Raw genomic sequence first — 21,092 nt, 5'->3', positions numbered from 1 at the left:
ATGACCGAGACGACCAAGACCCCAGCGCCGGACGCCGCCCCCACCCCGACGCCCGCACCGCACGGTCTCATCCCGCTGCCCGCCGCGGCCGCCCGCGCCCTGCTGCTCGCCGGCGGCATCGCCACCGCCGCCTCCGCGTTCCTCGCCTGGACCTGGACCGCCGAATTCCCCGGCGACCTCACCTTCAACGGCTACCCCGGCGGCCTGCAGTGGCTGACCTTCACCGCCGGTGTCCTCACCGCCCTGTTCGCCCTCGCCTCCTACGGCGTCCGCGGACTCGGCTGGCTGCTGCCCGCCCGCAACAACGCACCGCTCGCCCTCACCGCCCTCGGCGGCTTCGCCGTCACCTGGTTCACCGTCATCGCCATCAGCACCGAACTCGGCGGCGTCGTCAACCTCGAACCCGGCGGCTGGATCGCGGCCGTGGCCTCCCTGCTGCCCGTCATCGGCGCCTTCGCCCTCCCCCAGGAGCGCACCGGCACCAGGGGCACCAAGGAAGCCGTCAAGGCCTACATCGCCAAGCCCGAGCGCATCCCCGCCCCCCAGGCCACCGCGCCCTGGGTCCAGCGGGCCGTCATCACCGTGGTCACCATCATCGGGCTCGGCGTCTTCACCTACGGCATCGACACCGAGTACGGCGAACTCTTCATCGGCTACCTCTTCGTCGTCACCTTCGCGATCTGGGCCCTGCACACCGCAGGCCTCCTCGACCGCTTCTCCGCACAGGTCGCCGCCAACCGCAGCTTCACCCTCGCCATGGGCTTCGCCGCGGCCATCGCCTTCCCCTTCACCCAGACCGACGACCACTACGCCAACATCGGCGTCAACATCCTGATCTTCGGGACCGTGGCCCTCGGCCTCAACATCGTCGTCGGCCTCGCCGGACTCCTCGACCTCGGATACGTCGCCTTCCTCGGCGTCGGCGCCTACACCGCCGCCCTCGTCTCCGGCTCCGAGTTCTCCACCATCTCCGGCGTCCACCTGCCCTTCTGGGCCTCCGCCCTGGCCGGCGCCGCCGCCTCCCTGGTCTTCGGCGTCCTCATCGGCGCCCCGACCCTGCGACTGCGCGGCGACTACCTCGCCATCGTCACCCTCGGCTTCGGTGAGATCTTCCGCATCGCCGTCAACAACATGGACGGCCAGTCCGGACCCGACGTCACCAACGGCCCCAACGGCATCCCGTCCATCCCCGACCTGAAGCTCCTCGGCTTCAACTTCGGCGAGGCGCACGACATCGGCGGCTTCACCCTCGGCCGCTTCGCCAACTACTACCTCCTGATGGTCCTCATCATGGCCATCGTCGTGCTGGTCTACACGCGTGCCGCGGACTCCCGCATCGGCCGCTCCTGGATCGCCATCCGCGAGGACGAGACAGCCGCCACCGCCATGGGCATCAACGGCTTCCGCGTCAAGCTCGTCGCCTTCGCCCTCGGCGCCGCCCTCGCCGGCCTCGCCGGCACCGTCAGCGCCCACGTCACCTACAGCGTCGTCCCGACGCCGTACCAGTTCGCCGGCTCCACCCCGCCCAACTCCGCGTTCCTCCTGGCCGCGGTCGTCCTCGGCGGCATGGGCACCGTCGCAGGACCCCTCCTCGGCGCAGCCCTGCTCTACCTCCTCCCCGAGAAGCTCGTCTTCCTCCAGGAGAAGTCACTCCTCGCCTTCGGCATCGCGCTCATCCTCCTGATGCGCTTCCGCCCCGAAGGCATCATCGCCAACCGCCGACGCCAGCTCGAATTCCACGAGACCGGCCAACTCGACGTACCCAAACAGACCACGCTGACCGACGAACCGGCCGTCACCAAGGCGGGGGCGTAAGAAACATGACCACACCTGTACTCGAAGCACGCGACGTCACGATGCGCTTCGGCGGCCTCACCGCCGTACGCTCCGTCGACTTCACGGTCAACGCCGGCGAAATCGTCGGTCTCATCGGCCCCAACGGCGCCGGCAAGACCACCTTCTTCAACTGCCTGACCGGCCTCTACGTCCCCACCGAGGGCACCGTCTCCTACAAGGGCACCGTCCTCCCCCCGAAGCCCCACCTGGTCACCCAGGCCGGCATCGCCCGCACCTTCCAGAACATCCGCCTGTTCGCCAACATGACGGTCCTGGAAAACGTCCTCGTCGGCCGCCACACCCGCACCAAGGAAGGCCTCTGGTCCGCCCTCCTGCGCGGCCCCGGCTTCAAGAAGGCCGAACGCGCCAGCGAGGAACGCGCCATGGAACTCCTGGAGTTCATCGGCCTCGCCCACAAGCGCGACCACCTCGCCCGCAACCTCCCCTACGGCGAACAGCGCAAGCTCGAGATCGCACGCGCCATGGCCTCCGAGCCCGGCCTGCTGCTCCTCGACGAGCCCACCGCCGGCATGAACCCCCAGGAGACGCGGGCCACCGAGGAACTGGTCTTCGCCATCCGCGACCGGGGCATCGCCGTCCTGCTCATCGAGCACGACATGCGCTTCGTCTTCAACCTCTCCGACCGCGTCGCCGTCCTCGTCCAGGGCGAGAAGCTCGTCGAAGGCACCTCCGACGTCGTCCAGGCCGACGAGCGCGTCATCGCCGCGTACCTCGGAGAGCCGTTCGAAGGCGACCCCGGCGAAGCGGAAGTCGCCGAGGTCGAGGCCGCCGAAGCCGCCGCCGACGCGCCCAGCACCACCAGCAGCACCAAGGGAGAGGCCAAGTGACCGCACTGCTCGAGGTCGAAGACCTCCGGGTCTCCTACGGCAAGATCGAAGCCGTCAAGGGCATCTCCTTCAGCGTCGACGCCGGTCAGGTCGTCACCCTCATCGGCACCAACGGCGCCGGCAAGACGACCACCCTGCGCACCCTGTCAGGCCTGCTGAAGCCGACATCCGGGAAGATCCTCTTCGACGGCAAGCCGCTGAGCGGGGTCCCCGCCCACAAGATCGTCGCCCTCGGCCTCGCCCACTCCCCCGAAGGCCGGCACATCTTCCCCCGCCTCACCATCGCGGAGAACCTCCAGCTCGGAGCGTTCCTCCGCAAGGACAAGGAAGGCATCGAGAAGGACATCCAGCGCGCCTACGACCTCTTCCCCATCCTCGGGGAACGCCGCAAGCAGGCCGCAGGAACCCTCTCGGGCGGCGAACAGCAGATGCTCGCCATGGGCCGCGCCCTCATGTCCCAGCCCAAGCTGCTCATGCTCGACGAGCCCTCCATGGGCCTCTCCCCGATCATGATGCAGAAGATCATGGCGACCATCGCCGAGCTGAAGTCCCAGGGCACGACGATCCTCCTCGTCGAACAGAACGCCCAGGCCGCGCTGTCCCTGGCGGACCAGGGCCACGTCATGGAGGTCGGCAACATCGTCCTCTCCGGGACGGGCCAGGACCTGCTCCACGACGAGTCGGTGCGCAAGGCGTACCTGGGCGAGGACTGACGGCCCGTACGCCAAGAGGCCCGCTCCCCCTCCGATCCGGAAGGGAAGCGGGCCTCTCGCGTCGGACTCTCAGCCCTTGCCGGCCTTCTTCTCGTCGGCGTCCTGAATGACCGCCTCCGCGACCTGCTGCATCGACATCCGCCGGTCCATCGACGTCTTCTGGATCCACCGGAAAGCGGCCGGCTCCGACAGCCCGTACTCCGTCTGCAGGATCGACTTCGCCCGGTCCACCAGCTTGCGCGTCTCCAGCCGGAGCGTGAGGTCGGCGACCTCCTTCTCCAGCTCCTTCAGCTCCGTGAACCGCGAGACGGCCATCTCGATCGCCGGCACGACATCCGTCTTGCTGAACGGCTTCACCAGATACGCCATCGCACCCGCGTCCCGGGCCCGCTCCACCAGATCCCGCTGCGAGAACGCGGTCAGCATCAGCACCGGCGCGATGCTCTCCTCCGCGATCTTCTCCGCCGCCGAGATACCGTCCAGCTTCGGCATCTTCACATCGAGAATGACAAGGTCGGGGCGGTGCTCACGAGCCAGCTCCACCGCCTGCTCACCGTCACCGGCCTCACCGACGACGGTGTACCCCTCCTCCTCCAGCATCTCTTTGAGATCGAGCCGGATCAGCGCCTCGTCCTCGGCGATGACGACCCGCGTCGTCAACGGAGGCACGTGCGACTTGTCCTCTTCAGGCACGTCAACAGGCTGGGGCGACTCGGGGGCACTCACGTGGGCTCCTTGGTAGGGGCAGGCCGGTACTGCTCCCAAGAGCGTACCTAGCTGCGGTATGGTGGTCAGGCAGTGGGTCGAGGTCAACCTTGGATTCACCGGGCCCCGGTAGCCCAATTGGCAGCAGGCAATGGATTCAAAACCCATACAGTGTCGGTTCGAGTCCGACCCGGGGCACTTTTCCTTGGTTTCCAAGGTCACCACTTCGAAGCGGATGTCCACGTTCTCGTGAACATCCGCTTTTTGCTGCGTGTCGAGGTGATCACAGTTCCACAGTGACCCCATGTACGACCTCAGCACACGCAAGCGAGCACTCGCACTGGTGGCCCAGGGCCGCAGCCTGAATTCGGTGAGCCGTGAAACGGGCATCTCACGGGCCGCGATCCGCAGCTGGCAGAACCGCCTGGAACCGTTGCCCCGTTTGGCGCCACCGGACCCCGGACCGCCCGCCGACGAGTGCACGTACGCCTACCTGCTGGGGCTCTATCTCGGCGATGGCTGCATCAGCGGCCACCCACGCGGCACCGGCTATTACCTGAGAATCGCGTGCGCGAACTCGTGGCCCGGTCTGATCGAAGCATGCGAGATTGCCATGCGCGCCATCAACCCGACCGGGTGTGCCTCTCGCACTCAGGCGCAGGGATACGTCTCGGTGATCAGCTACAGCAGGCACTGGCCGCACCTCTTCCCCCAGCACGGACCCGGCAAGAAGCACGAACGCCGTATCGCTCTCGAACCCTGGCAGCAAGCCATCGTCGACGCGTACCCCTGGGAGTTCATCCGCGGTCTCATCCACTCCGACGGCTGCCGGATCACCAACTGGACGACCCGCCTCGTCGGCGGTGAGCAGAAGCGCTACGAATATCCCCGGTACTTCCTCACCAACCTCTCGGCCGACATCATTCGTCTCTTCACCACAGCGCTTGACCAAGTGGGCGTCGAATGGAAAAAGGCGAACGCGCGCAACATCTCCGTCGCCCGCAAAGCCTCCGTAGCCCTCATGGACGCCCACGTCGGACCCAAGTACTGACGCGACTACTCCCCGATGTGGTGGACCCTGACCATGTTCGTCGAGCCGGAGACGCCGGGCGGGGAGCCGGATGTGATGACGACCGTGTCGCCTGGGCTGCAGCGGCCGTAGCGGAGCAGGAGTTCGTCGACCTGGTCGACCATCGCATCGGTGGTGTCGACGCACGGGCCGAGGAAGGTCTCGACGCCCCAGGTGAGGCTGAGCTGGGAGCGGGTCGCCTGGTCGGGGGTGAAGGCGAGGAGGGGGATCGGGGAGCGGTAGCGGGAGAGGCGGCGGGCGGTGTCGCCCGACTGGGTGAAGGCGACCAGGAAGCGAGCGCCCAGGAAGTCGCCCATCTCGGCTGCCGCCCGGGCCACCGCGCCGCCCTGGGTGCGGGGCTTGTTGCGCTCGGTCAGCGGCGGGAGGCCCTTCGCCAGGATGTCTTCCTCCGCTGCCGCGACGATGCGGGCCATCGTGCGGACGGTTTCGATGGGGTGTTTGCCGACGCTCGTTTCGCCGGAGAGCATCACCGCGTCGGTGCCGTCGATGACGGCGTTGGCGACGTCGGAGGCTTCGGCGCGGGTCGGGCGGGCGTTTTCGATCATCGAGTCGAGCATCTGGGTGGCGACGATGACCGGCTTGGCGTTGCGTTTGGCCAGTTTGATGGCGCGCTTCTGGACGATCGGGACCTGTTCGAGTGGCATTTCGACGCCGAGGTCCCCGCGGGCCACCATGATGCCGTCGAAGGCGGCGACGATGTCGTCGATGGTTTCGACGGCCTGGGGTTTTTCGATTTTGGCGATGACGGGGAGGCGGCGGCCTTCCTCGTCCATGATGCGGTGGACGTCCTGGATGTCGCGCCCGGAGCGGACGAAGGAGAGGGCGATGACGTCGAAGCCGGTGCGCAGGGCCCAGCGGAGGTCGTCCTCGTCCTTCTTGGAGAGGGCGGGGACGGAGACGGCGACGCCGGGGAGGTTGAGGCCCTTGTGGTCGCTGATCACGCCGCCTTCGAGGACGGTGGTGTGGATGCGGGGGCCGTCGACGGAGGTGACCTTGAGGCAGACCTTGCCGTCGTCGACGAGGATGCGTTCGCCGGTGGTGACGTCGGCGGCGAGGCCGGCGTAGGTGGTGCCGCAGATGTCGCGGTCGCCTTCGACGCCTTCTTCGACGGTGATGGTGAAGGTGTCGCCGCGTTCGAGGAGTACGGGGCCTTCGGTGAAGTGGCCGAGCCTGATTTTGGGGCCTTGGAGGTCGGCGAGGAGGCCGACGCTGCGGCCGGTCTCGTCGGCTGCTTTGCGGACCCGGTGGTAGCGCTCCTCGTGTTCGGCGTGGCCGCCGTGGCTGAGGTTGAAGCGGGCTACATCCATTCCGGCGTCGACCAGGTCTTTGATCCGGTCGTACGAGTCGGTGGCGGGTCCCAGGGTGCAGACGATTTTGGCTCGGCGCATGAAAGGAGCCTATGAGCTACCGACCGGTAGTGAATTGGCCGGGCATGGCCGCTCAACAGACTTTGCGTGAAGCGTTATTGACAAGTGCTGAATTGCGCGGAGGGGTGCTCCGATGAGCACCCCTGGAATTCGGTCGCATTTTCGGAATGGGCCCGCGGGGGTGCTTACAGCCGGGGCGGCACCATCGTGAAGCGGGCGTTGATCTGGGCGTGGACGCGTTGGCGCTGGGGTTCGAGGTCGAGGGGGGCGGGGGTGTCCTCGGCGGCGCCGGCGAAGGCCGCGGAGCGCATGCGGCCGGGGGCAGGGGGGTAGGCCGGCGGGGCGCTCTCGGCGCCGATGTCGGCGAGTTCGACCAGGGCGGAGAGGGTGGTTCCGAGGGCGTCGGCGTACTCGCGGGCGCGTTGGACGGCTTCGTGCACGGCCTTCTTGCGGGCTTCGCGGTGGGCGGGTGAGTCGGGGCGCAGGGTCCACCAAGGGCCGTCGACGCGGGTGAGTTCGAGGTCGGCGAGGCGGGTGGTGAGTTCACCCAGGGAGGTGAAGTCGGTGAGTTCGGCGGTGACGCGGACGCTGCCGTGGTAGGTGCGGACGCGTTCGCCGCGGCCGTGTTTGGTGAGTTCCGGCGTGATGGAGAAGGCGCCGGTCTCCAGGCGTTCGACGGCGTCGCCGTAGGACTTGACGAGGTCGAGGACGCCGGCGTTGCGGCGGGTGAGGTCGTCGAGGGCGGAGCGGCGGTCGCGGCCGCGGGCGGCGACGGTGATGCCGATGCGGGCGATCTCGGGGTCGACTTCGAGGCGGGCCTCGCCGCGGACGGCGATGCGGGGGGCCTCGGGCGTGCCGTAGGGGACGGCGGGCTGGGAGGCGTCTGGGGTGGCCGCGGTCATACGCCCCACTCTGTCATGTCCGGTCTGGTTGGCGGTCCGGGATCGGGGGGCCGAGTCATCAGATCGCAACCTGGCGGGTCTGTTGCGGCCGGTCATGGACGGGTCAGAATCTACGCGCGTTATCTACGCGCGTCGTTCACAGATTCCGCGAGGAGCCAGACATGCCGTTGAACCGCCGGAAGTTCCTGGAGAAGTCCGCCGTGACCGGAGCGGGGGTGGCGCTGGCCGGTGCGGTCTCGGCGCCGGGTGCGCAGGCGGCCGAGGCGAAGCGGGGCGCCAAGCGGTACGCGTTCACCGTGCTGGGGACGACGGACCTGCACGGCAACGTCTTCAACTGGGACTACTTCACGGACAAGGAGTTCGACGACAAGGACCACAACGACGTCGGCCTCGCGAAGGTCTCTACGCTGGTGAACCGGGTCCGCGAGGAGAAGGGCCGCCGCAACACGCTGCTCATCGACGCGGGCGACACCATCCAGGGCACGCAGTTGTCGTACTACTACGCCAAGGTCGACCCGATCACGGCCCAGGGCGGCCCGGTGCACCCGATGGCGCAGGCGATGAACGCCATGGAGTACGACGCGGCGGCGCTCGGCAACCACGAGTTCAACTACGGCATTCCGGTGCTGCGGAAGTTCGAGCAGCAGTGCCGTTTCCCGCTGCTGGGCGCCAACGCGCTGGACGCGAAGACGCTGCGGCCGGCGTTCGCGCCGTACAGCATGCACCGGCTGCGCACGCCGCACGGGCGGGATGTAAAGGTGGCGGTGCTGGGGCTGACGAACCCGGGCATCGCGATCTGGGACAAGGCGAACGTGCAGGGGAAGATGACGTTCCCGGGTCTGGAGGAGCAGGCGGCGAAGTGGGTGCCGAAGCTGCGGTCGATGGGCGCGGACGTGGTCATCGTGTCGGCGCACAGCGGTTCGTCGGGGACGTCGTCCTACGGTGACCAGCTGCCGTACATCGAGAACGCGGCCGCTCTGGTGGCCGAGCAGGTGCCGGGCATCGACGCGATCCTGGTCGGGCACGCGCACACGGAGATCCCCGAGTACTTCGTCGCGAACAAGAAGACGGACAAGAAGGTCGTGCTGTCCGAGCCGCTGAAGTGGGGGCAGCGGCTGACGCTGTTCGACTTCGAGCTGGTCTGGGAGAAGGGCTGCTGGAAGGTCGAGAAGGTCGGCGCGAAGGTCCTCAACTCCAACACGGTGGAGGAGGACCCGAAGATCACGAAGCTGCTCGGGGACGAGCACGAGAAGGTCGTGGCGTACGTCAACCAGGTCATCGGCACGAACGCGGCGGAGATGACGTCGGCCGAGGCGCCGTACAAGGACGTGCCGATCATCGATCTGATCAACCACATCCAGGCGGACACGGTGAAGCAGGCGCTGGCGGGCACGGAGCACGCCGCGCTGCCGGTGCTGTCGCAGGCGGCGTGTTTCTCGCGCAGCGCGCGGATCCCGGCGGGCCAGGTGACGATCCGGGACGTGGCCGGTCTGTACGTCTTCGAGAACACCCTGGAGGCGCGTCTGATGACGGGTGCGCAGATGAAGGCGTATCTGGAGTACTCGGCGAACTACTTCGTGCAGACCGCCCCGGATGCCCCGGTGGATCCGGCGAAGCTGACGAACGCGAACGGCACGCCGGACTACAACTACGACGTGGTGAGCGGTCTGGCGTACGAGATCGACATCGCGAAGCCGGCCGGGTCGCGGGTGACGAACGTGCGGTTCGAGGGACAGCCGCTCGCGGACGACGCGCAGTTCGTGTTCGCGGTGAACAACTACCGGGCCAACGGCGGCGGGAACTTCCCGCACGTCGCCGCGGCCCGGATGCTGTGGTCGAACTCGGACGAGATCCGCAACACCATGATCGCCTGGGTGAAGGCGAAGGGGTCGATCGACCCGGCCGCCTTCGCGGGGGTGGACTGGAAGCTCACGCGGAACGGCACGCCCGTCTTCTGAGCCGCGCGCTTCGTCACCTTCGGTCGTCGACGAGCGGGGTCAGTGCCGGTGCCTCGCGGGGCGGCGGGACGTGCGCCCGCCGGGTGAGGCCGAAGGTGGTGAAGGCGGTGCGGGCGGGGAGTGGGTAGGCCTCCCCGCCCGTCAGGGTGTTGAGGATGACCGCGCCGCGCCAGGCGGCGAGGCCGAGGTCGGGGGCGCCGACGCCGTGGGTGTGGGTTTCGGCGTTCTGGACGAAGACCGTGCCGGTGACGGACGGGTCGAGGACGAGCTGGTGGTCCTCGTCGATGCGGGGCCGCTCCTGGTTGTCGCGGCGCATGTAGGGGTCGAGGCCCGCGAGGATCCGGTCGAGGGGGCGTTCGCGGTAGCCGGTGGCGAGGACGACGGCGTCGGTGGTGAGGCGGGAGCGGGTGTTCTGCAGGTCGTGCTCCAGGTGCAGTTCCACCTTGGTCGTGGCGACCCGGCCGGCGGTGCGGACCCGCACACCGGGTGTGAGGACGGCGTCGGGCCAGCCGCCGTGCAGGGTGCGGCGGTAGAGCTCGTCGTGGACGGCGGCGATGGTGGCGGCGTCGATGCCTTTGTGCAGCTGCCACTGGCCCTCGACGAGCCGGTCGCGGGTGGATTCGGGCAGCGCGTGGAAGTAGCGGGTGTGGTCGGGGGTGAAGTGCTCCAGGCCGAGCTTGGAGTACTCCATGGGCGCGAAGGCCTCGGTACGGCCCAGCCAGTGCAGTTTCTCGCGGCCGGCGGGCCGGTTGCGCAGCAGGTCGAGGAAGACCTCGGCGCCGGACTGTCCGATGCCGACGACGGTGACGTGTTCGGCGGCGAGCAGGGCGGCACGGTGGTCGAGGTAGTCGGCGGCGTGCACGACGGGCACGCCGGGTGCCTCGACCAGGGGCTTGAGGGGGTCGGGGACGTAGGGCTCGGTTCCGATGCCGAGGACGACGTCGCGGGTGTAGGTCCGGCCGAGGGCTTCTGCTTCTCCGTCGCCGTCGAGCTGGGTGAAGTCGACCTCGAAGACGTCGCGTTCGGGGTTCCAGCGGACGGCGTCGACCTGGTGGCCGAAGTGGAGCCCGGGGAGGTTCTCGCTGACCCAGCGGCAGTAGGCGTCGTACTCGGCGCGCTGGATGTGGAAGCGCTCGGCGAAGTAGAAGGGGAAGAGCCGCTCGCGGGACCTGAGGTAGTTGAGGAAGGTCCAGGGGCTGGTGGGGTCGGCGAGGGAGACCAGGTCGGCGAGGAACGGGACTTGGAGGGTGGCGCCCTCGATGAGCAGGCCGGGGTGCCAGCCGAAGGCGGGGTTCTGGTCGTAGAAGACGGTGTCGAGGCGTCCGAGCGGGTGGGCGAGCGCGGCGAGGGAGAGGTTGGCGGGGCCGATGCCGATGCCGACGAGGTCGCGGGGGGCGTCGGGGTCGGGGGTCTGTGCGGGGTTCATCGGGGGGTGTGTCCTTCCACGAGTGTCGCTCGGCTCGCTGCCGCGAGGTGCAGCAGGGTGGCCAGGTCGTCGGGCCCGGTGGCGGGGTTGAGGAGGGTGGCCTTGAGCCAGAGCCGGCCGTCGAGGCGGGCCCGGCCGAGGACGGCCCGGCCGTCGGTGAGCAGCGCGCGGCGTACGGCGGCCACGGTGGCGTCGGTGGCGCCCGTGGGCCGGAACAGCACGGTGCTGATGACGGGCGGGGCGTGCAGCTCGAATCCTGGGTGGGCGTCGACGAGGGCGGCGAACTGCCGGGCGTGGGCGCAGACCTGGTCGACGAGGGCTCCGAGGCCGCTGCGCCCCAGGGTCTTGAGGGTGACGGCGAGTTTGAGGACGTCGGGGCGGCGGGTGGTGCGCAGGGACCGGCCGAGCAGGTCGGGGAGTCCGGCTTCGGTGTCGTCGTCGGCGTTGAGGTAGTCGGCGTGCTGCCGCAGGGCGGCGAGGTCGCGGGGGTCCCGGACGGCGAGGAGGCCGGCGGCGACCGGTTGCCAGCCGAGTTTGTGCAGGTCGAGGGTGACGGTGTGGGCGGCTTCGAGTCCGGTGAGGCGTGCGCGGTGCCGGTCGCTGAAGAGGAGGCCTCCGCCGTAGGCGGCGTCGATGTGCAGCCGGGTGCCGTGGGCGGCGCAGCGGGCGGCGATCTCGGGCAGCGGGTCGATGCGTCCGGCGTCGGTGGTGCCGGCGGTGGCGGCGACGAGCAGCGGGCCGGGCAGGCCGGTGAGGGTTTCGTCCAGCGCGTCGGGGTCGAGCGTGCCGCCCGGGGCGGGTACGACGACGGGGTCGGGCAGTCCGAGCAGCCAGGCGGCGCGGGGCAGTGAGTGGTGGGCGTTGGCCCCGCACACGAGCCGTACGGATCCGCCGTGGGCTTCCCGGGCGAGGAGCAGGGCGAGTTGGTTGGATTCGGTGCCGCCGGTGGTGACGAGGGCGTCGGCCGTGCCGTTTCCCGGGTAGATCTCCCGGGCCAGCACGCCTGCCGCCAGGGCTTCCAGCTCGGAGGCCGCCGGGGCCTGGTCCCAGGAGTCCAGGGACGGGTTGAGGGCCGAGGCGGCGAGGTCGGCGGCGGTGGCGACGGCGAGGGGCGGGCAGTGGAGGTGGGCCGCGCACAGGGGGTGGGCCGGGTCGGCGGCGCCTTCCGTGAAGGCCCGGACCAGGGTGCGCAGGGCGTGGGGGTCGCCCTGGTCGGGCAGGAGCTCCCCCACCGCTTCCCGCAGGCGGGCGGCGACCGCGTCGGGCCCGCCCGTCGGCAGCGGCCCGCCCCGGGCCCGGGCGCCGGTGTCCAGCGCTTCGAGGACGGTGTTGAGCAACGGGCGCAGGGCACGGGGGCCTTCGGGGCCTGAGGCGAGGGGCGGCGTGCTCATGGGGTGACCTCCGGGGCGCGGGGCGACACGCCCGTACGGCTCAACGACCCGACCCGGGTGGAGGTATCTCCCGTACGGCAAACCCGGCCTGAGCGGCACGGCCACCGGCCTTGGTTCCCGATGGGGCGGAGTGGTTCCCGGCCGCGACAAAGGGGCGTGCGGGGCTGCCCGGTGATGGGCGGGCGTGCTGCCCCCGTGACGGGCGGGCGGGACTGCCCGTGACGGGCGGGCGTGCTGCCCCCGTGACGGGCGGGCGGGACTGCCCGTGACGGGCGGGCGGGACTGCCCGGTGATGGACAGGCGGGACTGCCCGTTATGGGCGGCGGGACTGCCCGGTAATGCACAGGCGGGACTGCCCGGTGATGGGCGGGCGCCCGCCGCAGCGGCGGAGGCGGCCGGTCGCCCGTCGGGGGCTCTATGCCGCCGTCCCCAGCTCTGGCCACTCCGGGCTCGCGCCGGCCGCAGCCCGCGTCCCCAGCTGTCGCCGGCCACAGCTCTCGCCGCTCCTAGCTCTCGCCCGCCCCGGTCCGTGCAGCTCCTAGCCCTCGCCCGCCACAGCTGTGGCCGGCCCCAGCCCGCGCGGCTCCTAGCGCTCGCCAGCCCCAGCCCGCGCAGCTCCTAGCTCGCGCCGGACACTGAACCGCGCCGCCACAGCTGCCGCCGCCCCCAGCTGTCGCCGCCGCCAGCTGTCGCTGCTCCTAGCTCACGTCCGCCACAGCCCGCGCAGCTCCTAGCGCTCGCCAGCCCCAGCCCGCGCAGCTCCTAGCTCGCGCCGGACACAGAACCGCGCCGCCCCCAGCTCTCGCCGCCGCCAGCTCTCGCTGCTCCTAGCTCACGTCCGCCACAGCCCGCGCAGCTCCGAGCCCTCGCTCGCCACAGCCCACGCCGCCACAGCTGCCGCCGCCCCCAGCTCTCGCCGCTGCCAGCTGTCGCCGCTGCGGGCTCTCGCCGCCCCTACTTCTCCCCTGCTCGCTGGACTCGCAGTGCCCTTGCCAGGTCGTCGAGTTGGTCGACCAGCTTGCGGTGCAGTGCGGGGATCGGGTCGGCGTCGCGCAGGCATTCCTCGCCGAGGCGGAGGGTGTCCGCGTCGACGGCGTGTGCGGGGAAGGCCCAGCGGCCCGCGGCGTCGGCGATGGCGGGGCCGCGGCGGTCGGCGACGGCGACCGCGTCGGCGTAGTAGCGCCCGACGTACTCGCGTACCAGGTCGGCCTGTTCGGGCTGCCAGAAGCCGCGGGCGGTGGCGGTGAAGAGGTAGTTGGACAGGTCGTCGGAGCCGAACATGGCCTCCCAGGCGCGGGCCTTGGCCTCGGGGTCGGGCAGGGCGGCGCGGCAGCGGGCGGCGCCCTCCTGGCCGGTGGCGCTCGGGTCGCGTTCCAGTTCGGCGGCGATGGCGGCCTCGTCGGTCGCGCCGAGGACGGCGAGCCGGGCGAGTACGCGCCAGCGCAGCTCGGGGTCGAGCTCGGGGCCGCCGGGGACGGTGCCGTCGGCGAGCCAGGCGGCGATGGTGTCGGGGTGGGCGGCCACGTCGATGCGGTGGCGTACGGCGATCAGGCGCAGGCCGGGGTTGTCGCCGTCCTCGGTGCGGCGGATGAGGTCGCGGCACAGTTCGGAGAGGGTGGCGAGGGCGGCGGGCCGCTCCTCGGGGGTGAGGTAGCGGTCGGCGATGTACGTGGAGGCGAAGGCGAGCACGCCCTGGACGACGGCGAGGTCCGTCTCCAGCGGGAGGTGGGCGCGGGCGGTCTCCAGGTAGGCGGCGGGGGCGAGTTCGCCGTCGCGGACGGCGTCCCGCAGGGCGTTCCAGACGACCGCGCGGGTGAGCGGTTCGGGCAGTCCGGACAGTTCCTTGCGGACGGTCTCGAAGGACTCGGGGTCGAAGCGGACCTTGGCGTAGGTGAGGTCGCCGTCGTTGAGGAGGAGCAGGGCGGGCCGCTTGCCGATGGGGTTTGCTTCGGTGTGCGGGAGGTCGAGGTGGAGGCGTTCGCGCAGCACGAGCTGGCCGCCGTCGTCGCCGAGGTCGCGATCGTAGAGGCCGGCGGCGATGCGGTGCGGGCGGCTGCCGGCGCGGTCGACGGTGAGGGCGCAGGTGCCGTGCTCGCCGGGGGTGATGCGCGGGGTGAGGGTGTCGACGCCGGTGGTGCGCAGCCAGGCGTCGGCCCAGGCGTGGACGTCGCGGTCGGTGGCGCCGGCGAGGTTGTCGATGAAGTCGGCGAGGGTGGCGTTGCCGTACTTGTGCCGGGCGAAGTGGGCGTTGATGCCGGCGAGGAAGTCCTTCTCGCCGAGCCAGGCGACCAGTTGCCGCAGTGCGCTGGCGCCCTTGGCGTAGGAGATGCCGTCGAAGTTGAGCAGGGCGGAGGCGGTGTCGTCGACGGCCTCTGGGGCGACGGGGTGGGTGGAGGGGCGCTGGTCGGCGTCGTAGCCCCAGGATTTGCGGGTGACGCCGAAGTCGGTCCAGGTGTCGGAGAAGCGCGTGGCTTCGGTGAGGGTCTGGTAGCCCATGTACTCGGCGAAGGACTCGTTCAGCCAGATGTCGTCCCACCACTTGAGGGTGACGAGGTCGCCGAACCACATGTGGGCCATCTCGTGGGCGATGACCATGGCGCGGGTCTGGCGTTCGGTGTCGGTGACGGCGGAGCGGTAGACGAACTCGTCGCGGAACGTGACCAGGCCCGGGTTCTCCATGGCGCCGGCGTTGAACTCGGGGACGAAGGCCTGGTCGTAGGAGTCGAAGGGGTAGGGCTCGTCGAACTTCTCGTGGTAGCGGTCGAAGCAGGCGCGGGTGACGTCGAGGAGTTCGTCGGCGTCGGCTTCGAGGTAGGGGGCGAGGGAGCGGCGGCAGTGCAGGCCGAAGGGCAGGCCGCGGTGCTCGGTGCGCACGGAGTGCCAGGGGCCTGCGGCGACGGCGACGAGGTAGGTGGAGATGAGCGGTGTGGGGGCCGCGGTCCATACGCCGTCGGTCTGTTCGGTGATGCCGTTGGCGAGGACGGTCCAGTTCTGGGGGGCCGTCACCGACAGTTCGAAGACGGCTTTGAGGTCGGGCTGGTCGAATGCGGCGAAGACCCGCTGGACGTCGTCCATGAACAACTGGGTGTAGACGTAGGTCTCGCCGTCGGTGGGGTCGGTGAAGCGGTGCATGCCCTCGCCGGTGCGGGAGTAGCGCATCCGGGCGTCCACACGCAGTTCGTGCTCGCCGGCGGTGAGGTTCGGCAGGGCGAGCCGGTTGCCGTCCAGGGCTTCGGGGTCGAGGGGGTGCCCGTCGAGGGTGACGGTGCGCAGCTCGGCGGGCTTGAGCTCGACGAAGGTGTCCCCGTCCACGCGGGCAGCGAACCTGATCAGGGTGCGGGAGTCGAAGGTGTCGTCGCCGCCGGTCAGGTCGAGTTCGATCGTGTAGTGGTGGACGTCGAGGAGCTCTGCTCGGGTCTGCGCTTCGTCGCGCGTCAGTACGGACATGCGAGACATGCTGCCTGATGGCGTGGACAAGGCACAGAGGCGGATCGGTACGTGCCCAATGTCCTGTCTAGGTGCGGTCCTTTTCGAGCTCCCCGGCGTGCGCCCCCATGGGCCGCTGCGTGGGCACGCGCGCGTCGGGATGCGGCAGTCCGGGGCGCGCGGGGTGTGCGGCGGTCTCGGGGTGCTCCCCGGCGAGGGAGCGCAGGCGGTGCACCTCCCTCTGCAGGGCGAGATGGCGCCGGTGGGAGTCGTAGAGGTAGCGGACCTTGGTGCGCAGGGCCCAGGGGTCGACGGGCTTCATGACGAGGTCGGCGACGCCGAGCCGGAAGGCGGTGGTGGTCAGTTCGTGGTCGGCGCCGAAGCCGGTGAGGAGGATCACGGGGATGTGCTGGGTCTGCTCCACGCGCCGCATGTAGCGCACGACCTCCAGTCCGCTGACGCCGGGCATGCGTACGTCGAGCAGCAGCAGGCCGACCTGGCCGCGGAGCACCTGTTTGAGTGCCTCGTCGCCGCTGGTGGCCCGGCCGAGCTGGTAGCCCAGCGGGGCCAGGGCGCTTTCGAGCGCGTACAGCGTGTCCTCATGGTCGTCGACGATGAGGATCCTGGTATCCGACGGCATGGCCCCACGCCCCTCCCTCGTGGAGGACCAGAGTAGTCCGGGACGCTGACGCGCAGTGCTCGTCAGCTGACATGCTGTGTACAGCGCAGCATGCCCCGAGCGGGCCGTCGTGTCACTCCCCCGGGGCGCGGGGGACGTCAGTTGCCGCCCGGGGCGGCGCCGTTGAGCGCTTCGTCCGCGATGCGCTCGTGGTGGCGGATGACCTCGGCGACGATGAAGTTCAGGAACTTCTCGGCGAAGGCCGGGTCGAGTTTGGCGTTCTCGGCGAGGGCGCGCAGCCGGGCGATCTGGCGGGCCTCGCGGGCCGGGTCGGCGGGCGGCAGCTGGTGCCGGGCCTTGAGGTGGCCGACCTGCTGGGTGCATTTAAAGCGCTCGGCGAGCATGTGGACGACGGCGGCGTCGATGTTGTCGATGCTGTCGCGCAGCCGGGCGAGCTCTTCACGGACGGCGGGGTCGACGTCACGGGAACCGGTGTTGCTGGTGGTCATGGGGCGTCAGCCTACGGGGATCACGTGGGGTGGCCGAAGGCCGTCTCATCCCTCGGCGGGTGCCTGGAGGCTGTGCGGGGGGACGATCGTGTCGCTGCAGCCGTGCCGGGCCCGTCCGCGGCGGGGCGCGTCCTCGTACAGTGGAACCGGGTTCAGGGGCGTCTTGGGGGTGAGGCGTGGCGAACGACGGGCCGGTCGAGCACGGCTACCCGCATCTGGAGACGGTGCGGGCCGCCGTCACGGCGCTGTACAAGCGACTGTCGTACGACACCGTCCGGACGTTCGCGACCAGTGTGCTCCCCGTCGACGTGGCCTTCTGCGACACCGACGACCTGTATCTGGGGACGCAGCGGGTGGCGCACGAGCTGGTGCGGCACTACCGGCTGCCGGATGCGCGGCTGGTCGTGAGCTTCCGGGAGATGCGACAAGCGGCGAACGTGGAGCTCACGGCCGGGCCGGAGTACTTCGTGGAGCTGAACGACCGGTTCCGTACGCATCGGCGGGACATCGGGGCGGCCCTCGCGCACGAGGTGACGCATGTGTACCTGCACCGCCTGGACCTGTCCTTCCCCGGCGTGCGGGACAACGAGATCCTCACGGACACGGTGACGACGTATCTGGGCGCGGGGTGGCTGCTGCTGGACGCGTACCGCGAGGACGGGGCGTCGTCGCAGAAGCTGGGGTATCTCACGCCGGAGGAGTTCGGGTACGTGCTGGCCAAGCGGGCGCTGGCTTTCGGGGAGGACCCGGCGGTGTGGTTCACCAGTGCGCAGGCGTACACGGCGTATGTGAAGGGGATGGAGCTGGCTCGCCGTGACGAGCAGCAACCGCCGTTGACGGCGGCGGGGTGGGCGGGACGGCGGCGGTACGCCCGGGACCGGCGGCACGCGCCGGCGGGCCCGCCCCAGCCGGGGGTGCCGTACGCGTTCTCGCCCGACGGGGGCGGGCGGTTGCGGGTGTCGTTCCCCTGCCCCACGTGCCATCAGCGGATCAGGGTGCCGGTGCGGGGGCGGGTCAGGGCGCGGTGTGCGCTGTGCCGGAGCGTGCTGGAGTGCGATACGTAAGGGGTGTGCGCGGGCGTGCCCGGAAGCTGCGCTTTCGGCGCCCAGCCCCGGTCGTCAGTGCGGGTGTTCGCCGCTGGTGATCTCCCGGTACTGCTCCACGGTAGGTTTCTCGATCCGCGCGTCGGGTCCGTACATGGCCTTCGCGAGCCGGGCGCGCAGCCGCTCGGATCGCTTGACACGGCGGCGGACTCCTCCTGCGTCGACCTCACGCCCGATCTCGTAGGGCGGGTTCTGCTCGTGCTGGGTGAGTGTGAACAGCTCGCCCTGGGTGAGGGGCTCGTGGAGCTCGATGTACTCACCGGTCGGCAGCCGTTTGATGGTGCCGCTCTCCCTGCCGTGCAGCACCTTGGCGCGGTCGCGGCGCTGCAGGCCCATGCAGATCTTCTTCGTGACGATGAAGGCGGCGACCGGCAGGACGAAGACCCCGATCCGCACGAACCAGGTGATCACGTTGATGGACAGGTGCAGATGGGTGGCGACGATGTCGTTGCCGCCGCCGATCAGCAGCACCGCGTACAGGGTCAGCCAGGCCACGCCCAGGCCGGTGCGCACGGGTGCGTTGCGCGGCCGGTCCAGGATGTGGTGCTCGCGTTTGTCGCCGGTGATCCACGCCTCGAGGAAGGGGTAGAGACCGAGGGCGAGCAGGATCAGCGGGAAGAGCGAGAAGGGGATGAACACGCCGAGGACGAGGGTGTGCCCCCAGAGGTTGATCTCCCATCCCGGCATCACCCGGATCAGGCCTTCGGAGAAGCCCAGGTACCAGTCGGGCTGGGCGCCGGTGGTGACCAGGTCGGGGCGGTAGGGGCCGAAAGCCCACACGGGGTTGATCTGGGCGATCGCGCCCATCACCGTCAGGACGCCGAAGACGAGGAAGAAGAAGCCGCCGGCCTTGGCCATGTAGACCGGCAGGAAGGGCATCCCGACGACCGACTTCTCCTGGCGGCCGGGGCCCGGGAACTGGGTGTGCTTGTGGTAGAAGACCAGGATCAGATGGGCGGTGACCAGGCCCAGCATGATCCCGGGCAGCAGCAGGACGTGGACGGGGTACAGCCGCGAGATGATGTCGTCGCCCGGGAACTCCCCGCCGAAGAGGAAGAACGCCAGGTACGTCCCGACGATCGGGATCGACAGGATGGCGCCGTGCGCGAAGCGGAGGCCGGTGCCGGACAGCAGGTCGTCGGGGAGGGAGTAGCCGGTCAGGCCGGTGATGATGCCGAGCATCAGCAGGGTCCAGCCGAAGAGCCAGTTCAGTTCGCGCGGCTTGCGGAAGGCTCCGGTGAAGAACACCCGCATCATGTGCACCAGCATGCCGGTGATGAAGACCAGCGCCGCCCAGTGGTGGATCTGCCGGATCAGCAGCCCGCCGCGCACATCGAAGCTGATGTCCAGCGTGGACTCGAACGCCCTGCTCATCAGGACGCCGTTGAGCTCCGTGTAGGAGCCGTCGTAGACGACCTCGTGCATGCTGGGCTCGAAGAACAGGGTGAGGTAGACGCCGGTGAGGATCAGCACGACGAAGCTGTAGAGGGTGACCTCGCCCAGCATGAAGGACCAGTGGTCCGGGAAGACCTTGCGCATGTTGGCCTTGGCCAGGGCGTAGAGCCCGAGCCGTCCGTCGGCCCAGTCGGCGAGCTTCTCGCCCTTGCCTGCGGGCGGCCTTCGGTGGGCGGAGTCCGTCCCGTACACCCGTCGTGCGCCGTCGTCGCCCATACGTCGTCGCCTCCCCGTGGGATCCTTCCCAGCGTGGCACGGTGTCGCGGCCGTGCAAACGGGGCGTGGGAAGGGTTGGGCCAAGGGGACCAGCGGCCGGTTCAGCGGCCGGCGGGGTGCCGCACGATCCCCTGCGCCCGTGCGGCCACGAGCCACTTCGGGAACTCGCCCACCAGCCGGTCGTACAGCTCGGCGTCCGGGACCTTCCGCGGGTCCTGCCCCGCGTGGAAGAACCCGGCGTTGTCGACGACCCGCTTGCCCGGCACGGCCAGCTCGTCCAGCTTGCGCAGGAAGTCGAACTGCTTGCTGCCCGGGTCACCGAACCCGATGAACTGCCAGAACAGCGGCAGCTTCGCCGCCTTGCACAGGTAGCGTTCCGCGGCGAGCTTGTTGATGGGCCCGCCGTCGGTCTGGAACACCACCAGGGCGGGCTCCGTCGAGCCGCTGTCGAGGTAGTGGTCGATCACGGCGTCCATCGCCAGGTGGTAGCTGGTCTTCCCCATGTGCCCGAGCCCGGCCACGATCCGCTCGATCCGCCCCTGGTGGCCGTCCAGGGCGATCTCGGTCTCGGCGTCGACGTCGACGTCGGTGGAGAAGAACACGACCGGCACGCTGCCGTCGTCGTCCAGGTGCGCCGACAGCCCGAGCACCCGGTCGGCCAGCGCCTGCACACTGCCGTCCTTGTAGTACGGCTTCATCGAGCCGGAGTAGTCGACCACGAGGTAGACCGCGGCCCGCAGCCCGTCCAGCCCGTGCTTCGCGAGGGACACTCCGGCGCTCTTGTAGAGGTTCACCAGCGCGGGAGCGGTCTCCTGGACCTTGGTGAACGTGATCGCGGCCATGCGGGGGTCCCCTTACCGCCCGGCTCTCGATCCCCGGGGCTGGGCCAGAGAGTACGGCAAAGGGAGACTCGGAAGATGTCTGCTCTGCGATGAACCCGGGTGGCTTCAAACTGCTGGGCGAGCTCCAGGAGTTCTTCGACACATGCATGGCCGGCGACACCGCGTTCCTCTACCTGTCCTGTCACGGCACGACGGTGAGGGGGCGGGACCACATCCTGCCCGCCGATGCGCAACCGGGCCGTTCCGACCCGGCCGGAGGCCGCTCGTGTTGCAGATGGCGATACAGCAAGCGGAGGGGTACCGGAACTTCCTGGCCTCGCTCACCGGTCTGCTCACGGCCGTCTTCGTGCTCAAGGGCCAAGAGGACCTGAGCAAGCTGGCGGACACGCCGCGCTGGTGGGTGATCGGGCTGCTGATCACCGGCTTCGTCGCCCTCGTCACGGCGTCGTGGCTGGGCGTCATCGCGGTGCACGGGCGGCCCGGTGAGGAGATCCTGCTGGAGGCGGGCCGGTTGCTGCGCTACGAGAAGGAGCGGACCAGGGCGGTCTGGCTCCTGGTGGAGTGGGCCCGCTGGCTCGCCCTGCTCGGGGTTCTCTCCGTCGCATCCGCCGTCATCGTCACCTGGGTGACCCCCGGCAGGTAGGCGGACATGCGACAGCGCCTGCCCGGTCGTCCGGTCGGGGACT

General features: G+C 70.0%; 17 protein-coding genes and 1 tRNA gene. 8 read left to right on the top strand and 10 right to left on the bottom strand.

Going from position 1 to position 21,092, the window contains the following annotated elements; translation table 11 throughout:
- Genes ABT116_RS01770 through ABT116_RS01760 form a run of 3 tightly spaced genes read left to right on the top strand, consistent with a single transcriptional unit; the run spans window position 1 to window position 3,397 of the window.
- Window positions 1-1,815, top strand: coding sequence for a branched-chain amino acid ABC transporter permease (locus ABT116_RS01770; RefSeq protein WP_351626355.1), 1,815 nt, complete (start codon window positions 1-3; stop codon window positions 1,813-1,815).
- 5 nt (window positions 1,816-1,820) lie between these two features.
- On the top strand, window positions 1,821-2,684 hold the full coding sequence (locus ABT116_RS01765) for an ABC transporter ATP-binding protein (protein WP_351626353.1): 864 nt from the start codon (window positions 1,821-1,823) through the stop codon (window positions 2,682-2,684).
- Window positions 2,681-3,397 (top strand): ABC transporter ATP-binding protein, encoded by a 717-nt coding sequence (locus tag ABT116_RS01760; protein WP_351626350.1) that lies wholly within the window; start codon window positions 2,681-2,683, stop codon window positions 3,395-3,397. Before ABT116_RS01765 ends, ABT116_RS01760 begins: the two co-directional genes overlap by 4 nt.
- Before the next feature lie 69 nt (window positions 3,398-3,466).
- Here ABT116_RS01760 and ABT116_RS01755 read toward each other — a convergent pair whose 3' ends face one another.
- Window positions 3,467-4,123, bottom strand: a complete 657-nt coding sequence (locus tag ABT116_RS01755; protein WP_351626347.1) for an ANTAR domain-containing response regulator — start codon at window positions 4,121-4,123, stop codon at window positions 3,467-3,469.
- Between the two features lie 102 nt (window positions 4,124-4,225).
- Between ABT116_RS01755 and ABT116_RS01750 the strand changes: the two genes are divergently transcribed.
- A tRNA-Leu gene (locus ABT116_RS01750) sits at window positions 4,226-4,300 on the top strand.
- A 106-nt stretch (window positions 4,301-4,406) separates the two neighbouring features.
- Window positions 4,407-5,153 (top strand): helix-turn-helix domain-containing protein, encoded by a 747-nt coding sequence (locus tag ABT116_RS01745; RefSeq protein WP_351626345.1) that lies wholly within the window; start codon window positions 4,407-4,409, stop codon window positions 5,151-5,153.
- A gap of 5 nt (window positions 5,154-5,158) precedes the next feature.
- Here ABT116_RS01745 and pyk read toward each other — a convergent pair whose 3' ends face one another.
- Together pyk and ABT116_RS01735 are read right to left on the bottom strand one after the other, a co-directional pair.
- Window positions 5,159-6,580 (bottom strand): pyruvate kinase, encoded by a 1,422-nt coding sequence (gene pyk, locus ABT116_RS01740; RefSeq protein ID WP_351626338.1) that lies wholly within the window; start codon window positions 6,578-6,580, stop codon window positions 5,159-5,161.
- A gap of 164 nt (window positions 6,581-6,744) precedes the next feature.
- The gene (locus ABT116_RS01735; protein WP_351626333.1) at window positions 6,745-7,461 is read right to left on the bottom strand and encodes an SIMPL domain-containing protein; all 717 of its coding nucleotides are present in this window, start codon (window positions 7,459-7,461) and stop codon (window positions 6,745-6,747) included.
- Window positions 7,462-7,622: 161 nt separating this feature from the next.
- Here ABT116_RS01735 and ABT116_RS01730 point away from each other — a divergent pair, with 161 nt between their 5' ends.
- The gene (locus ABT116_RS01730) at window positions 7,623-9,419 is read left to right on the top strand and encodes a bifunctional metallophosphatase/5'-nucleotidase (protein WP_351626322.1); all 1,797 of its coding nucleotides are present in this window, start codon (window positions 7,623-7,625) and stop codon (window positions 9,417-9,419) included.
- Window positions 9,420-9,432: 13 nt separating this feature from the next.
- On the opposite strand, the gene ABT116_RS01725 is transcribed toward ABT116_RS01730, so the two are convergent.
- The 5 genes from ABT116_RS01725 to ABT116_RS01705 form a co-directional block, all read right to left on the bottom strand.
- Window positions 9,433-10,845 (bottom strand): lysine N(6)-hydroxylase/L-ornithine N(5)-oxygenase family protein, encoded by a 1,413-nt coding sequence (locus tag ABT116_RS01725; RefSeq protein WP_351626319.1) that lies wholly within the window; start codon window positions 10,843-10,845, stop codon window positions 9,433-9,435.
- Entirely contained in the window at window positions 10,842-12,236 is a 1,395-nt protein-coding gene (locus ABT116_RS01720; RefSeq protein WP_351626317.1) for a pyridoxal phosphate-dependent decarboxylase family protein, read from the bottom strand. Before ABT116_RS01720 ends, ABT116_RS01725 begins: the two co-directional genes overlap by 4 nt.
- Window positions 12,237-13,190: 954 nt before the next feature.
- Entirely contained in the window at window positions 13,191-15,683 is a 2,493-nt protein-coding gene (gene pepN / locus ABT116_RS01715; RefSeq protein WP_351626315.1) for an aminopeptidase N, read from the bottom strand.
- A gap of 67 nt (window positions 15,684-15,750) precedes the next feature.
- On the bottom strand, window positions 15,751-16,302 hold the full coding sequence (locus tag ABT116_RS01710; protein ID WP_351626313.1) for a response regulator: 552 nt from the start codon (window positions 16,300-16,302) through the stop codon (window positions 15,751-15,753).
- Window positions 16,303-16,439: 137 nt separating this feature from the next.
- On the bottom strand, window positions 16,440-16,790 hold the full coding sequence (locus ABT116_RS01705; protein WP_351626312.1) for a chorismate mutase: 351 nt from the start codon (window positions 16,788-16,790) through the stop codon (window positions 16,440-16,442).
- A 176-nt stretch (window positions 16,791-16,966) separates the two neighbouring features.
- Here ABT116_RS01705 and ABT116_RS01700 point away from each other — a divergent pair, with 176 nt between their 5' ends.
- A complete protein-coding gene (locus tag ABT116_RS01700; protein ID WP_351626310.1) occupies window positions 16,967-17,854 on the top strand; it encodes a hypothetical protein in 888 nt (295 codons plus the stop codon).
- 54 nt (window positions 17,855-17,908) lie between these two features.
- Here the strand turns inward: ABT116_RS01700 and qcrB are convergent, their stop codons facing one another.
- On the bottom strand, window positions 17,909-19,564 hold the full coding sequence (qcrB, locus tag ABT116_RS01695) for a cytochrome bc1 complex cytochrome b subunit (protein WP_351626307.1): 1,656 nt from the start codon (window positions 19,562-19,564) through the stop codon (window positions 17,909-17,911).
- 101 nt (window positions 19,565-19,665) lie between these two features.
- Entirely contained in the window at window positions 19,666-20,406 is a 741-nt protein-coding gene (locus ABT116_RS01690) for a vWA domain-containing protein (protein ID WP_351626304.1), read from the bottom strand.
- 274 nt (window positions 20,407-20,680) lie between these two features.
- Here ABT116_RS01690 and ABT116_RS01685 point away from each other — a divergent pair, with 274 nt between their 5' ends.
- Window positions 20,681-21,049, top strand: a complete 369-nt coding sequence (locus ABT116_RS01685) for a hypothetical protein (RefSeq protein WP_351626303.1) — start codon at window positions 20,681-20,683, stop codon at window positions 21,047-21,049.
- Window positions 21,050-21,092 lie beyond the last annotated feature (43 nt).

The organism is Streptomyces sp. NPDC002130, from assembly GCF_040296465.1.
GTDB lineage: Bacteria > Actinomycetota > Actinomycetes > Streptomycetales > Streptomycetaceae > Streptomyces.
Note: the sequence above shows the minus strand (reverse complement) of the source record. Positions and strands in the feature narration are given on the sequence as shown.

Coding starts and splice junctions, on each gene's coding strand:
- ABT116_RS01770 (WP_351626355.1), top strand. CDS start 1: ATGACCGAGACGACCAAGACCCCAGCGCCGGACGCCGCCCCCACCCCG.
- ABT116_RS01765 (WP_351626353.1), top strand. CDS start 1,821: ATGACCACACCTGTACTCGAAGCACGCGACGTCACGATGCGCTTCGGC.
- ABT116_RS01745 (WP_351626345.1), top strand. CDS start 4,407: ATGTACGACCTCAGCACACGCAAGCGAGCACTCGCACTGGTGGCCCAG.
- pyk (WP_351626338.1), bottom strand. CDS start 6,580: ATGCGCCGAGCCAAAATCGTCTGCACCCTGGGACCCGCCACCGACTCG.
- ABT116_RS01735 (WP_351626333.1), bottom strand. CDS start 7,461: ATGACCGCGGCCACCCCAGACGCCTCCCAGCCCGCCGTCCCCTACGGC.
- ABT116_RS01730 (WP_351626322.1), top strand. CDS start 7,623: ATGCCGTTGAACCGCCGGAAGTTCCTGGAGAAGTCCGCCGTGACCGGA.
- ABT116_RS01725 (WP_351626319.1), bottom strand. CDS start 10,845: ATGAACCCCGCACAGACCCCCGACCCCGACGCCCCCCGCGACCTCGTC.
- ABT116_RS01720 (WP_351626317.1), bottom strand. CDS start 12,236: ATGAGCACGCCGCCCCTCGCCTCAGGCCCCGAAGGCCCCCGTGCCCTG.
- pepN (WP_351626315.1), bottom strand. CDS start 15,683: ATGTCCGTACTGACGCGCGACGAAGCGCAGACCCGAGCAGAGCTCCTC.
- ABT116_RS01710 (WP_351626313.1), bottom strand. CDS start 16,302: ATGCCGTCGGATACCAGGATCCTCATCGTCGACGACCATGAGGACACG.
- ABT116_RS01705 (WP_351626312.1), bottom strand. CDS start 16,790: ATGACCACCAGCAACACCGGTTCCCGTGACGTCGACCCCGCCGTCCGT.
- qcrB (WP_351626307.1), bottom strand. CDS start 19,564: ATGGGCGACGACGGCGCACGACGGGTGTACGGGACGGACTCCGCCCAC.
- ABT116_RS01690 (WP_351626304.1), bottom strand. CDS start 20,406: ATGGCCGCGATCACGTTCACCAAGGTCCAGGAGACCGCTCCCGCGCTG.
- ABT116_RS01685 (WP_351626303.1), top strand. CDS start 20,681: ATGGCGATACAGCAAGCGGAGGGGTACCGGAACTTCCTGGCCTCGCTC.